The organism is Flavobacterium sp., from assembly GCF_027490375.1.
Taxonomy (GTDB): Bacteria; Bacteroidota; Bacteroidia; order Flavobacteriales; family Flavobacteriaceae; genus Flavobacterium.
On the sequence record NZ_JAIXYH010000027.1, the window covers coordinates 13,581 to 28,374 of the forward strand.

The 14,794-nt window shown below is 39.1% G+C and carries 13 protein-coding genes; 4 read left to right on the forward strand and 9 right to left on the reverse strand.

Features of this window, described 5'->3' with window-relative positions:
• Positions 1-75: 75 nt before the first annotated feature.
• From Q0064_RS03435 to Q0064_RS03445, 3 genes are all read right to left on the reverse strand, one after another.
• Positions 76-1,599 (reverse strand): DUF4394 domain-containing protein, encoded by a 1,524-nt coding sequence (locus Q0064_RS03435; protein ID WP_298144340.1) that lies wholly within the window; start codon positions 1,597-1,599, stop codon positions 76-78.
• A 157-nt stretch (positions 1,600-1,756) separates the two neighbouring features.
• The gene (locus tag Q0064_RS03440; protein WP_298144343.1) at positions 1,757-2,122 is read right to left on the reverse strand and encodes a PUR family DNA/RNA-binding protein; all 366 of its coding nucleotides are present in this window, start codon (positions 2,120-2,122) and stop codon (positions 1,757-1,759) included.
• A 72-nt stretch (positions 2,123-2,194) separates the two neighbouring features.
• Positions 2,195-3,964 carry an ABC transporter ATP-binding protein gene (locus Q0064_RS03445; RefSeq protein WP_298144344.1) on the reverse strand — a complete coding sequence of 590 codons (1,770 nt, stop codon included), beginning with the start codon at positions 3,962-3,964 and terminating at the stop codon, positions 2,195-2,197.
• Between the two features lie 198 nt (positions 3,965-4,162).
• Here Q0064_RS03445 and Q0064_RS03450 point away from each other — a divergent pair, with 198 nt between their 5' ends.
• The 4 genes from Q0064_RS03450 (at position 4,163) to yajC (ending at position 7,033) form a co-directional block, all read left to right on the forward strand.
• A complete protein-coding gene (locus tag Q0064_RS03450; protein ID WP_298144346.1) occupies positions 4,163-5,266 on the forward strand; it encodes a Glu/Leu/Phe/Val dehydrogenase in 1,104 nt (367 codons plus the stop codon).
• Between the two features lie 82 nt (positions 5,267-5,348).
• A complete protein-coding gene (gene nusB / locus Q0064_RS03455; protein WP_298144347.1) occupies positions 5,349-6,296 on the forward strand; it encodes a transcription antitermination factor NusB in 948 nt (315 codons plus the stop codon).
• Positions 6,293-6,745 (forward strand): DUF1573 domain-containing protein, encoded by a 453-nt coding sequence (locus tag Q0064_RS03460; protein WP_298144349.1) that lies wholly within the window; start codon positions 6,293-6,295, stop codon positions 6,743-6,745. The genes nusB and Q0064_RS03460 overlap by 4 nt, the downstream gene beginning before the upstream one ends.
• Before the next feature lie 12 nt (positions 6,746-6,757).
• On the forward strand, positions 6,758-7,033 hold the full coding sequence (yajC, locus tag Q0064_RS03465; protein WP_298144350.1) for a preprotein translocase subunit YajC: 276 nt from the start codon (positions 6,758-6,760) through the stop codon (positions 7,031-7,033).
• Positions 7,034-7,241: 208 nt separating this feature from the next.
• On the opposite strand, the gene Q0064_RS03470 is transcribed toward yajC, so the two are convergent.
• From Q0064_RS03470 to Q0064_RS03495, 6 genes are all read right to left on the reverse strand, one after another.
• The gene (locus Q0064_RS03470; protein ID WP_298144352.1) at positions 7,242-7,583 is read right to left on the reverse strand and encodes a DUF1801 domain-containing protein; all 342 of its coding nucleotides are present in this window, start codon (positions 7,581-7,583) and stop codon (positions 7,242-7,244) included.
• Positions 7,584-7,591: 8 nt separating this feature from the next.
• Positions 7,592-8,881, reverse strand: coding sequence for a peptidase T (gene pepT, locus Q0064_RS03475; RefSeq protein ID WP_298144355.1), 1,290 nt, complete (start codon positions 8,879-8,881; stop codon positions 7,592-7,594).
• A 120-nt stretch (positions 8,882-9,001) separates the two neighbouring features.
• A complete protein-coding gene (gene ribB, locus Q0064_RS03480) occupies positions 9,002-10,123 on the reverse strand; it encodes a 3,4-dihydroxy-2-butanone-4-phosphate synthase (RefSeq protein ID WP_298144356.1) in 1,122 nt (373 codons plus the stop codon).
• Positions 10,124-10,130: 7 nt separating this feature from the next.
• The gene (locus Q0064_RS03485; RefSeq protein ID WP_298144359.1) at positions 10,131-11,573 is read right to left on the reverse strand and encodes an LptF/LptG family permease; all 1,443 of its coding nucleotides are present in this window, start codon (positions 11,571-11,573) and stop codon (positions 10,131-10,133) included.
• A 9-nt stretch (positions 11,574-11,582) separates the two neighbouring features.
• A complete protein-coding gene (locus tag Q0064_RS03490) occupies positions 11,583-12,263 on the reverse strand; it encodes an outer membrane lipoprotein carrier protein LolA (RefSeq protein WP_298144362.1) in 681 nt (226 codons plus the stop codon).
• Positions 12,263-14,779, reverse strand: coding sequence for a DNA translocase FtsK (locus Q0064_RS03495; protein ID WP_298144365.1), 2,517 nt, complete (start codon positions 14,777-14,779; stop codon positions 12,263-12,265). Before Q0064_RS03495 ends, Q0064_RS03490 begins: the two co-directional genes overlap by 1 nt.
• Positions 14,780-14,794: the final 15 nt, after the last annotated feature.

A 14,794-nucleotide genomic window follows, 5' to 3' on the forward strand; every position in this document is an offset into this window, starting at 1 on the left:
CATTACCAATAAAAAAGGTTGCCATAATTGGCAACCTTTTCCGTTTTTAGATTTCAATTTTTAGCAATTTTTATCTTAAAAACCTAACCCAATGGCAAAGCCTCGAACTTGGGCTGGGAAATCGCCCACAGCCATTGCACCACCGGTTAAGGTATTAATGTTGTAGATTTTAGTTCCAGCCGCCGAGTTTAAAATGGCATAAGCTACATTGCTTAATCCGCCAATGTCGAACGAAGCGCTTCCGGTAAAATCGGCTCCAAGCGAACCACGAGCCACTAAAGTACCGTTGTTTGGCGGAGTTTGAGTGTACAACATGTCGGTATTGGTATCTATATTGAAAAGTAGGGTAGAGGTCGATCCTGCAAAATTATTGGTGTAGGCCGAAGCAGTTACTTGCGGCGTTCCGGGATTTAGCGCGCCATCTGTGGCAGCAAGCGTGCCGTCGATAGGGTTTAAACGTAAATTCTGACCTGCGTCTGAAACCACTCGAATACGGTCGACAGTTGGATTAAAATCAAAACCGAATGACGTTCCCTGTAAAGCTACCGCGGGGGCGCTTCCTAGTGCTGTTGCTGCGCCATTCGACATATTTATGGTGTATAATCTGCCCAGAGAAGAAAGTGCATAAAGCTGCGCCGTTGCTGGCCGCATATCAATTCCAACAATGTTTTCGCCAGCTTGTAAATTTGTAATGGGCTTAGATATAGTTCCATTGATATCTTGGAAATTGAAAATATGTAAATTATTACTGTTGTCGATAGCATACGCAACAGGATTTGTTGGAATAGCAATAGAGATAACTTCTGTGGGTAATGTTCCTAAATCGGTTGCTTTGCCGGTAGTTAAGTTTATCTGCAGTAATTTACTAGCAGTTCCGATTTTTGCGGTTGCTAGCGCTGTATCGTTATTTGCTGCGATATCAAATCCGCCTTCAACTGCGTAACTTTCAGGTAGATCTAAACTACCAATAGCGGTTATAACTCCGTCGTTTGGTGGATCTTGCTTGTACAGCGTTTTCGCTACATGATCAATTACATAAAGTGCTGTTGCTGTAGATCCTGCGGTGTTACCCGTGTAAGCTGCCGAGCCTAATTGTGCTGCTGAATTGCTTATGTTTCCATCGACTGCTGCTAACGCGCCTGTTTCTGGATTTGCTCGTAAATTTTGTCCCGAAGATGAAACGATACGGATACGATCGACAGTTGGGTTAAAGTCGAAACCAACTGCATTTCCAGTTAACGGTGTTGTGAAAGATGTGGTGTTTACCGCACGAGCCGCTCCCGTAAATTGATTAATTACATAAAGTCTTGATTGAGAGCTTATTCCGTATAGTTGGCCTGTGGCAGGGCGGAAGTCAATTGCACGAAGTGTTTCGCCCGGTAGTAAATTACTGATGCTTACCGAGGCAGCAACAGCAGCGGTATCATTGGCATTCATTTTTAAAAGAGCGCCACCGGCTGTAAGTGCAAAAAATTCTTGATTTGGTCCTACAGGTTGCTCGTTAACGGGCGGAGTGTTTGATTCACTATCGTCGCACGAGGTCATAATTCCAAAACTTAGTACTGCGAATAACGCAATTCGTAAATGTGTTTTTTTCATTGCAATTAAGATTAATGGTTTTACACATGTACGAGGTTTCGGACAATCTGGTTTTAGGAAAATAAATTTTATAGCTTCTTTTCCTTTAATAAAAGGTTTCGATTTCGTTATTTTATTGAAATTCAAATCATAAAAAAATCCGCTCAGGGCGGATTTTCTAAATATCGTCGAATTCGATGTCGGTATAGCTTCGGGTCGTTTCTGATTCAGAATCTCGATCTTCGCGTTTAAAATCTTTCTGGTGTCTTTCAGAAATCACTTCTTCTCCTTTGTGATTTAAAACGTAAGACGTCATATCATTTAAGATTTCAGCGAAAGCGGCAAAATCTTCCTTATACAAATAAATTTTGTGTTTTTTGAAGTGAAAAGATCCATCTTCTTCGGTAAACTTCTTACTTTCAGTGATGGTAATGTAGTAGTCATCGGCTTTGGTTGCCCGTACATCGAAAAAATAAGTCCTTCTTCCTGCACGTAAAACTTTTGAAAAAATATCTTCTTTTTCAAGCATCTCGTTTTCTCTCATGGTCGCCTCGGTCAGTATTAAATTTATGTTAAGTAAACCAAAAGTGAGAAAAATTTTATGAATTGTCAACTTTTAAGCCGATTCTTTTTCCGAAAGTTGTTTTAAATACAGTTCGCGATAATAGCCGTTTTGTGCCAATAATTCTTCCGGAGTTCCGAACTGAATCATCTTTCCATCTTCCAAAACCAAGATTTTATCAGCGTTTTTCGCCGAACTAACCCGATGACTTACAATAAATGTGGTTCGGTTTTGAGAGAACTTTTTGAGATTATCTAAAATTTCTTCTTCCGTTTCGGTATCCACAGCCGATAAACAATCGTCAAAAACTAAAATAGGCGAATTTTTAAGTAAAGCGCGTGCCAAAGACACCCGTTGTTTTTGTCCGCCCGATAAAGTTATCCCGCGTTCTCCGAGCACCGTTTCGTATTGTTGTGCGAAATTTTCAATGTTTTCATGAACTGCAGCCATTTTTGCGGCTTGCACAATTTCTTCTTCCGACGCCAATTCATTACCAAAACGTATATTATTGGCAATGGTATCTGAAAACAAAAAGGCATCTTGAGGAACAAAACCAATTTGACTTCGCAATTCTTGTAAGTTGTAATCTTTAATATTAATGGTATCCATTTTTATGGAACCCGTATCGGCATCATCCAAACGCGCAATTAAATTTAAAAGTGTCGATTTTCCGCTCCCTGTTTTCCCAAAAATTGCAAGAGTTTCCCCTGCTTTTACCTCGAAATTTAGTTCAGACAATGCTTGAATGTTGGTGTCTTCATAACGATAAGAAACCCGATCAAAGATGAAGGCGCCGTGCACTTCTTTTAAAGGTTGGTTGCCGCTTTTTAATTCCGATTCAATTTTCAAGAACTCGTTGATACGTTTTTGTGAGGCCGCAGCTTCTTGAACCATACTCGAAACCCAGCCTAAAGAGGCAACCGGCCAAGTGAGCATATTCACATACAAGATGAATTCGGCGATTTGCCCAATATGCATGATGCCACCCGACTGATTGATATACATGAGTCCGCCGAAATAAATCACAATCAAGTTGCTAAATCCAATCAACGCTATCATCAGCGGCCCGAATAATGCGTTGGATTTTGCCAATTCCATAGCCTTTGTTTTACTTTCTGCTGAAAGCGCAATCACTTTTTGTTGCTGTTTCTTTTCGAGTGCATATGCTTTAACTACACGCAAACCTGAAAAAAGTTCCTGGGAAAAGCTCGATAAATTGGATAAGTTTTGCTGAAAAAAAGTACTGCGTTTGTTGATTTCGGTACTTAGTTTAAAGATGGCATACGAAAGAATAGGTAAGGGGAGCAGTGTGTACAAGGTTAAACGCGGAGAAACGGCATACATGTATCCGATAACGATGGCAAATCGGATGAAGGTATTTATCGTGTACATAACTGCTGGCCCTACATACATACGCACTTTTCCGACATCTTCACTAATTCGATTCATCAAATCGCCGGTACGATTTTGTTTGTAGAATTGTTGCGATAATCGTGTGTATTGGACAAATACTTCATTTTTGAGATCGAACTCAATCAGTCGCGACATAACAATGAGCGTTTGTCGCATTAAAAACGTCAGCAATCCAGCTAGAAGTGTAGTGGCAATAATTAATAAAATGTTCTTGATGAGTTGTGATTGAACGAAATTAACATCGACTGTTTCGCTATTTTTTATGTAGTTTTCAATACTTGCAATAGAGTTGGATATTAATTTGGGTGTATATAGGTAGAAAATTTGGGCAACTATCGTGATTAAAATTCCGGTCAAAAATCGAATTTTATATTTTACGAAGTATTTATTCAGGTATTGTAATTCTTTCATTGTTAAAGACAGACAGCTATAATATTTTTAATATTTTTGTTAAAAAATTGCATACTTTAAAAATTTAACCTTTTAAAAAATTCGTCAAAAAATTACGATTCCTTCAAAAAATACGCCTGCGCAAACGATGCAGTAAAAATATTCGTAAATTTGCAGAGGCAAAAATGAAAAAGCCTTAATTTTTAATTTCTAAATCAAATGGTTACAGAGGTATTAACACCAGCAGAACTTAGCAAAGTCGATCCAGTATTTGGTCAATTGTCGTTTGACAACCATGAACAAATCGTTTTTTGCAATGACAAAGATACAGGTTTGAAAGCAATAATAGGCATTCATAATACGGTTCTTGGTCCAGCTCTTGGTGGTACCCGAATGTGGAAGTATAATAATGAGTGGGAAGCGTTGAACGATGTTTTGCGCTTATCGCGAGGAATGACATACAAGTCGGCCGTAACGGGTTTGAATCTGGGTGGTGGAAAAGCGGTTATTATTGGCGACAGTAAAATCGATAAGACACCAGAGATGATAATCAAGTTTGGTCAGTACGTAAACAGCTTATCAGGTAAGTACATTACTGCAGAAGACGTAGGTACAACGACTGCAGATATGGATTTAATTCGCGACGTAACATCCTTTGTTACTGGCGTTTCAGAATCAAGAGGTGGTTCTGGAAATCCTTCTCCGGTGACCGCTTACGGTGTTTTTATGGGAATGAAAGCGGCGGCTAAATACAAATTCGGAAGTGATAACTTAGAAGGTAAAAAAGTATTAGTGCAAGGTGCTGGCCATGTAGGTGAAACTTTGGTTTCTCATTTAGCTAAAGAAGGTGCCGATGTGTATATTTTTGATATTCATGAGGATAAAACACAAGCTGTAGCTCAAAAATATGGAGCAAAAGTCTTTACTGGCGATGTTTACAGTGCCGATGTTGATATTTACGCGCCTTGTGCTTTAGGAGCAACCATCAACGATGAGACCATTCATACGCTAAAAGCAAAAGTTATTGCTGGTGCGGCTAATAATCAGTTGGCTATCGAGCAAATTCACGGCGTTTTATTGCAGGAAAAAGGTATTGCTTATGCGCCAGATTTCCTGATTAACGCTGGCGGAATCATTAATGTGTATGCAGAAATCGTTGGTTATGACAAGGCAGAGGCATTAAGACGTACCGAGAACATCTATAATACAACCTTGGAAATCTTCGCTTTAGCCGACCAGAATAAAATCACGACGCACCAAGCAGCAATGGCAATTGCTGAGCGCCGAATTGCTGAAAGAAAATTGCAAAACAGTTCAAAATAATCCTTTCAAAGTTTAAAGGATATCTTATTTTTGCGGGCGAAAGTGATCAACACTTTCGCCCAATTTTTTTAAAGTTCTTACCGTGCTAAACAGACGACATATCCGCGTAAAAGTGATGCAATCTATTTTCGCCATGCATCAAACACAATCCGACCGTATCGATTCTCAGGAGAAATTCCTCGAAAATAGTCTACGGGTTTTGCACGACCTCTACCTTTTAATGCTTTCTGCCTTGATTGAGGTTCATAAAACGGAGGAACGCTTTTTGGAAAAATCGGCACAAAAGCACTTAGCAACTGCCGCAGAGAAAAATCCGAACAAACGTTTTATCGAGAATCCCATTTTAATTGCACTTTCTGAAAGTACCGATTTAAATAAGCAAATTGCAGAACGTAAACTCAATAATTGGGATCTTCACAGCGATTACATTAATCTAATGCTTACGGAGCTGAAGTCGTCTGATGTTTATCAAAATTACATGAGCTTGGAAACAGTAGATTTTGAAGCGCACAAAGATTTGGTTGCTTTTTTATTCGCAGATATTGTAGTGCCTAACGACAAAGTTTACGAATATCTCGAAGATTTTAAAATGACTTGGGCCGACGACTTTCCCGTGGTCAATACTCATATTCTTAAAGAATTGAAAGCTTTAAAACCGACTGTGCTTACCAACGGCTTCAAGGTGTCGAAGTTATACAAGATGCAAGAAGACGAGAGTTTTGGTGTGGAATTATTTCGAAAGACGATCCTTAACGAGAAGCAATTCTATAAGTTTTATGAAAACAAAACGCCGAATTGGGATATAGACCGTATTGCTGAAGTCGACGTAATATTGCTAAACATGGCTATTTGTGAACTTACCAAATTTCCATCGATTCCTGTGAAAGTAACTTTAAATGAATACGTCGAAATTGCTAAAGAATACTCTACTCCAAACAGCAGTAAATTCATCAATGGTGTTCTCGATGCTTTAGTTCAAGAATTTAAAACTTCAAATCAATTACCAAAAACCGGACGCGGATTACTATGAAAAAAATCGTTTTAGCAAGTATTTTCCTTGCTTCACTTGCGGCTTGTTCCAACAAACCAGAGGTCGCAGAAATGAAATTTGAAACAGAGGTCGTAAAAGTTGATACGATTAGCCAAGGTGATGTTATTGATACTGCCTTTGTTTTCACCAACACCGGAAATGCAGATTTAGTAATTAAATCGGCGAAGGCCTCATGTGGTTGTACGGTAGCCGACTATCCCAAAGAACCCGTTGCTCCTGGTGAAACTGCAAAAATATCAGCTAAGTTTAACAGCGCAGGAAAAAGGGGAGAAGTTAAAAAAACGATTACGATCGAATCGAATACCGCTAAACCTTTTACCTTTTTGAAAATTGAAACTTTCATTAAAACTCCCAAAGCTTCAATTTCATCAGGAATAGGTGCATCACAAAGCAAACCAAGAAACAATCTTAAAATTACAAAACCTTAAACCACTTAAATAATGGACAAACTAGTTAGTATTCTTCCTTATATTTTGATGATCGGCGTATTTTATTTTTTAATGATTCGCCCACAACAGAAACGCGCTAAAGCCGAACGCGAATTTGAAAGCAATTTAAAAGTAGGCGATCGTATCATTACTAAAAGTGGAATACATGGTAAAATCGCAGAACTAGCTGAAACAACTGTTGTTGTAGAAACTATGTCAGGAAAATTGAAAATGGAACGCTCTGCAATTTCATTGGAGTTGTCTAAAGCGCTTCAAGCCAAAAAATAAAAACGGCATTCTAATCGGCTGTTGAAGAACAGCGATTTGAAAAAGTACTATATCGCGAGCATGATCTTGTGACTGTTGGAGTTTATTTCTTTTGTGGAAATAGTTCTAAAACCGTCGGCCAAGAAAATGCTCGCGACTATTCATTTTAAAGAAATGAAACGCCTTTTATACTTGAAACAATTTTGAGCTTATTTCAAAGAAGTAGCGTTTAAATCGATTTCTGTTTTGTTTTTGCGTTCTCAATGGCTTCGAAAACGTATGCCATCACGGTATTTTTATCTAGTTCAGCTATATCGGTGAAACGCCATTGTCTTAAAAACTTTGTTTTTCCTTCTTGAGCATTCACTAAAACTTCCTGATGATCTGCAAGCAAGTGTCCTTCAAAAAACCAGATCGCGAAAAAGTTCTTGAATCCAGCAATTCCTAGTACATTTCTCTTCCCAACAGAATATACGTCGCTTCCCCACTTAATGTTGTGTTGCATTTCTGTTTCAGAAAACCACTGATTCAAAAGCGCTATTTCTGCTGTCCAACGATTTACCTTATCCAAATCTGAACCTACTTTTTCTGCTTTGCCGTTTTTTTCTGCTTTTTTCCTACAACTGTGAAGTCGGTGGCAGCTGTGAGTTCCGCAATTCGAATAATAACGTCAACGGCTTTTTGCATACTTTCTACCGGTACATACTCGTATTTTCCGTGGAAATTATGTCCACCTGCAAAGATATTCGGGCAAGGTAATCCCATATACGATAGTCGGCAACCATCTGTTCCTCCTCGAATTGGTTTGATGATTGGTTTGATACCTAGATCTTTCATGGCTTGTTCGGCTAAATCGACAATAAACATCACTGGTTCAACCTTTTCACGCATATTGTAATATTGATCGCGAATCTCACAACTTACAATTTCATCGCCAAATTGCTTTTTGTACTTTTTGTTCAGTTTTTTAGCTAAATCGTGAACAAACTCTTTGCGTCTCACAAATTTCTTGTAGCTGTGATCGCGAATAATTAGTTCAACAACGCTCTCTTCAATACTTCCATGCAAATGGTGAACATGATAAAATCCTTCGTAACCTTTAGTGGTTTCTGGAGTTTCATCTTTAGGTAAGTCGGCAATAAAATGCGCAGCCAAAGTCATGGCATTAATCATTTTTCCTTTTGCATAGCCTGGGTGTACACTTTTTCCTTTAAAGACAAGTTTTGCTGAAGCTGCATTGAAATTCTCGTATTCCAACTCACCAGTCTCACTGCCGTCCATGGTATAAGCCCATTGTGCACCGAATTTCTTCACATCAAAAAAGTCGGCACCACGACCAATTTCCTCATCAGGCGTAAAACAAACGCGAATTTTTCCGTGCTTTATGTCAGGATTTTGAATTAGGTATTCCATAGCCGAAACGATCTCAGTAATTCCGGCTTTATCGTCGGCGCCTAGTAAAGTAGTTCCGTTTGTGGTTATCAGCGTTTGTCCTTTGTACTTCAATAAATCTTTGAAATACGAGGGCGAAAGAACGATATTTTGGTCGGCATTAAGTAAAATATCCGAACCGTCGTAATTGTGAACTATCTGTGGTTTCACATTTGTTCCCGTGAAATCAGGAGTTGTATCGTAATGTGAAACAAAACCAATGGTTGGAACTTCGTGTTCAACATTGGAAGGAAGCGTTGCCATTACATAACCTTTGTGATCCTTCGTAACATCCGACATTCCGATGGCTTTCAATTCTTTAACCAATAAACGCGCTAAGTCGAGCTGTTTTTTGGTGCTTGGAACTGTATTTGATGCGGCATCAGATTGTGTATCGATGGTAACGTAGGATATAAAACGGTCTATTAAATGTTGCATAATTTGTGAATTTCAACCCAAAGATAAACAGGGAAAGCCGTTTTTCAATGTTAAGAATTTCAAAGTATGCGCGAGTTTTAAGAAAAACTACCGCTTTTAGATTGAAGAAAAGAAACGAACTTAGTATGTAACGTATTCTGTAATTTCCAATCCATAGCCAATCATACCCACACGTTTACTTTGTTGCGTATTGGTAATCATGCGAATTTTAGTGATATCTAGGTCGTGTAAAATCTGCGCTCCGATACCGAAATCTTTATTATCAATAATAATTCGAGGTGCTTTCAACTCGCCTTGGCTTTGAAGTTGGCGCAATTCTGCGAGTCGGTTTAACATATTAACCGCCGTCATATCTTGATTGATGAAAACTACAGCTCCTTTACCTTCCTGGTTGATCACGCGAAACATGTCATCGAGTTTTTCCTCGGCATTGTGCGTTAAGGTTCCGAGTAAGTCGTTATTAACTTGACTTGAATTTATCCGCGTAAGTACTTCGTCGCCGGCATTCCAAGTTCCTAACGTAAGTGCAATATGTACTTGCTTGTTGGTCGTTTGCTGGTAGGCACGTAAGCGGTAATTTCCAAAACGGGTTTGAATTTCGAAATCTTCTTTTTTCGAAATCAAACTATCATGCTGCATGCGGTATGCCACTAAATCTTCGATTGAAACCAATTTCAAATCGAATTTCTTTGCCACCTCTACGAGTTGTGGTAGGCGCGACATTGTACCGTCTTCGTTCATGATTTCGCATATAACGCCCGCGGGTTTAAAACCAGCTAGTCGTGCGAAATCGATAGCTGCTTCTGTGTGTCCGGTTCTTCGCAAAACACCACCTTGTTTAGCCACTAGTGGAAAAATATGTCCTGGACGTGCTAAATCAAATGGTTTTGTAGCTGGGTCAACTAGCGCTAAGATTGTTTTTGCTCGGTCGGCAGCTGAAATGCCAGTTGTTACGCCATGTCCTTTTAAATCAACCGATACGGTAAACGCGGTTTCTAAATGGTCGGTATTGTTAGCAACCATCGCACGTAGATCAAGTTCTTTGCAGCGCGATTCGCTCAAGGGAGCACAAATCAAACCTCTTCCATGTGTAGCCATGAAGTTGATCATTTCGGGCGTCACCTTTTCTGCAGCAGCAAGAAAGTCGCCTTCATTTTCCCGATCAGCATCGTCAACAACAATTATAACTTTTCCTTGTCGGATGTCTTCAATGGCTTCTTCTATGGTATTGAGTACAATCATAACTGAATTAGTTGGCAGATTTTTTTTGAAATATTCGTTGAAAAAAGGAGTTTATTCCGTCGAAGTTAATGAGTCCGGTATCGTTTGTTGCACGATATGTTAGCGATAAGGCTAAAGGTGTAAGAATGATCGACGACAACCACGATCCTAAAAATGGTGGCAAGCCGTCTTCTTGCGCAATTTTCTTTCCAAATGTATTAGTGAAGTGGAAAATAATAAAAATCAAGATTGCGAAAACGATCGGCAATCCAAAACCACCTTTTCTGATAATAGCTCCCAAGGGCGCTCCAATAAAGAACATCAGTATGCACGCATAGGCGATTACAAACTTGTCGAAGATTGATAACCAATGCGAATTGATGTTTTTTTGTTTGTACGAAAATTCGTCAGATGATCCGGAAATAGAGAACTGAATACTTGAAACTGTACCTAAAGCATTGTCTAATATTCTGATTTTCTCTACATTAGTTAACTTATCAAACACTTTTAAGGAAGCAGATACTTTTGGTGAAGCACTTGATTTGTTCAAAGTGTCGGGCATTTTTACTACTTCCTGCTTTGGTTTGTATTTAATATTGTCGGCAAATGATTTCTTTTCCTTACTGATGTCTTTTCGAAGTGAATCTAAAGCATAATTTAGTTCACCAATCGTTAACATGGCGCTGGAGTTGTTGATGTTTGCTTCGTTAACATCAACTTTATTCAGTTTAGTTAAGTCGATGTTTATGTTATACTGTTTGAATGAAGTTTTTGTAAACGGAAGCTTTTGTCGCTCTTCGTATTTTTTAGGAATAATATCTTCGTATTGAATTCCGTCGTACAGCGCTAATTGTAGCGTATTCGAATTTTCACTCGAAAGCAGTTTTCCTCGTTTTGCTTTAATAACGGTAGTATTTGAAATCGAATTCTGACTGCTTTTATGGATCGTAACGCCAGTTAAATCGTTGCCTTTTTCTCCACTTTTCTTGTCTACTTTAATATTGAAAGAACCGATTTCGCTAAACTGTCCTTCCGAAATAGCCATGGCTGGTTTAACTTGCGCAATGTTACTTTTGAAATTCAAAAAGCGGTATTGCGAGTAAGGGATTACGTTATTGGCAAACAAAAAGGCGAGTCCGCTGAGCAAAAAGATAAAAACCATCAAACTGCGCATCGCGCGTTGCAAAGATACGCCAGCCGATTTCATTGCGGCGAATTCGTAGTTTTCTGACAAATTTCCGAAAGTCATGATCGAAGCCAGCAATATCGATAGCGGTAAAGCCATAGGAACAATGCTCGGCATGAAAAAGACCATGAATTTTAAAATAGACGTGGCATCAAGATCTTTCCCCGCAAGGTCGGAAATAAACAACCAAACACCTTGGAGAATAAAAACAAAAAACAGAATGAGAAATACCGAAATGAATGTTCGAAGAAATGATATCAGTATGTACCGGTCCAGTATTTTCACTGCTCTTGGCTAGTCGAGTTTATTGATGTAGTAGTTTGGATATTTCGAGGCCACAAAAGTAAACTGATTTTTTGACAATGGCTGATTTGTCTTAAAGGAATTAACAGTCAAAGTGGTTTTTGTTCCATTCTTCCCACTTTCAATCATGTTATAAATGTGCTTTGTCTGCACGTCGATTCCCAAAAGCACTTCTTTACGCTGATCTTTAGCTGAAGTAGGAACCAATTTTATGTATTGAATTTTTCGTCCTTTTACATTTTGAAGAATGTCCCAATAATATTTGTAACCACTATTAAAGAACGTCAGCATTTTTGAAGGTGTTATCGCATTGCTGTCGTTATCATCGTATTTTGAGATGCTCACTTCTTCATCTTCTGGAACTATAGTGTAAACTTTCTTGCCATCAAAAAGTTTTGTTGTTCCCATGAAATTCAGCAAATACTTGTCGCCTTCCAGAATAACGCTTCCTTTTGATTCCTGATTTATATTCTCTCTGTTATTCTGTAAACTGTATTTGAATTCGATACTTATATTCTTATAGCTTTTAACCTTAGCAGTAACTTCATCGAGTAAGCTCTTTGCTTTTTTGTCTTGCGCAAAACCTGAAATCGCGCTAAAACAAACACAGAAAAAGGATAAAATAGTTGTAAGATAAGCTCTTTTAAAAGCACGTTGACTTTTAGAAATCATTACTTGTTATTTTCTTCGTTATTTAAAAACTGATGCAAGCTCGCTAAATCTGTAAAATTTACGTTACGCGCTTTGCTTCCTTCAAACGGACCAACGATTCCGGCGGCTTCTAACTGATCGATTAATCGACCAGCGCGGTTGTAACCCAATTTCAACTTTCGTTGCAATAAAGAGGCTGAGCCTTGTTGAGCTGTTACAATAATCTCGGCAGCTTCGCGGAACATCGAATCGCGCTCCGACACATCTATATCAAGTTTAATGCCACTTTCTTCGTCGCCAACATATTCTGGCAATAAATATGCATTTGGATACGCTTTTTGCGAACCAATATACTCGGTAATTCGTTCCACTTCAGGCGTGTCAACAAAAGCACACTGCACACGAATTACGTCATTTCCGTTGCTGTACAGCAAGTCGCCTCGACCAATTAACTGATCTGCACCTTGCGTATCTAAAATCGTACGGCTATCGATTTTCGAAGTAACTCTAAACGCAATACGCGCCGGGAAATTCGCTTTAATGATTCCCGTAATTACATTCACCGATGGTCGCTGTGTGGCGATGATTAAGTGAATTCCGATAGCACGCGCCAATTGAGCCAAACGGGCAATTGGTGTTTCTACCTCTTTTCCAGCTGTCATAATCAAATCCGCAAACTCATCAACTACTAGGATGATATACGGTAAAAATCGATGCCCTAATTCCGGATTTAATTTACGTTGCTTAAACTTCTCGTTGTATTCCTTAATATTGCGAACCATGGCATCTTTCAACAACGAATAACGGTTGTCCATTTCCACGCAAAGTGAATTCAACGTATTGATAACCTTATTGTTATCGGTAATAATTGCATCTTCCGTATCTGGTAATTTAGCCAAATAATGACGCTCAATTTTATTGAAAAGTGTTAATTCAACTTTCTTAGGATCTACCAATACAAACTTAACTTCGGCAGGATGCTTTTTGTAAAGTAATGAAGTGAGAACGGCGTTTAAACCTACCGACTTACCCTGACCTGTTGCTCCCGCCATCAATAAGTGAGGCATACGAGCTAAGTCAACAACAAAAGTTTCGTTACTAATCGTTTTTCCAAGCGCAATAGGTAACTCCATTTCTGCTTCCTGAAATTTCGTAGAAGCAATAACACTTTTCATCGAAACTGTTGTCGGATTCTTGTTCGGAACTTCAATACCAATCGTTCCTTTACCTGGAATCGGTGCAATGATTCGAATTCCTAAAGCCGAAAGCGATAAAGCAATATCGTCTTCCAAACTCTTAATCTTCGAAATTCGAATTCCCGCTTCTGGAACAATTTCATATAAAGTTACCGACGGACCTACTGTTGCCTTGATCTGTGCAATCTCAATTTTGTAATTGCGCAAAGTTTCAACAATGCGATTCTTATTTTCTTCTAGTTCTTCTTGATTGATCGTAATTCCGCCAGAAGCGTAATCTTTCAATAAATCAATCGACGGAAATTTGTAATTCGATAAATCAAGCGTCGGATCAAACAAACCAAAATCGGCCACCAAACGATCGGCTAAATTTTCACTAACCACAATTTCTTCCTCGACTTTCTCTATCACAAAAGCCTCTTCAGGATCTACGTGATGGCCTTCAATTTCGATATCTTCATCGTTTGTAACATCTAATGAAATTTCTTGGCGCTGCGGTTCTGTTTTTAATTGAATTTCCGATGCTGAACCAATAGTAGGTTTTAACGCTTCTTTATCGATTTCAAATGCGCTAGGTTTCGAGATTAAAACCGGTTCTGGGATGTCTTCTTCTTCAATAGAAAAATCTATAGCTGCAGCGGGCGCAACAGTAGTGGCGGCGGTGTCTTCTACGGCAAATTCTTCTAAATTATAAGCTGTTGCTGCCGATTGAGCGGCGGCGGCTGCTTTAAGGTCGTCTTCAGAAGGCGCTGCTTTTTCAGGTTTTTCAAAAAAGGTTTTAACAAAGTCGGGCGATATCTTCACCTTAAAAATCAGGTAAACAATGAGTCCAAGAACCAAAATAAGTGCTGTTCCTGCTTTTCCGGCAAAATCTTGCAGCAAGTCGTTTAGTTCGTAACCAACCATACCTCCTAATTCCGGTAAGAAGTTGGCAAAAAATCCGAGCGAAACTGAAACGATTAAAATCGCAAACAAGTCCCAGAACCAGGTGCCGCGAAGCTTAACCACCGGGATGTCTAAAATCATATACAAACCGGTTAGAAACAACAAACGCACCAAAAGGAACGAGGCAACGCCAAAACCTTGATGGAGAAAAAACTCAGCGATGAATGCTCCCGTTTTTCCCAGCCAATTCGAAACGGGTTCGGATCGATCCGCGAAAGCGTCTAAAGCACTCTGATCTTGCGAGCCGGATATAAAAAAAGAAATGAAAGCCAAAAGCATGGCAACCGACACTAATGTCAGTACAAAACCAGCAATAACAATATTTTGTCTGCTGAAAATTTTCGACGTTTTAGGTGCACTTACTTGCTCCGATTCTGATTTCGTTTTCTTTGCCATACCTGCAATCGAAGT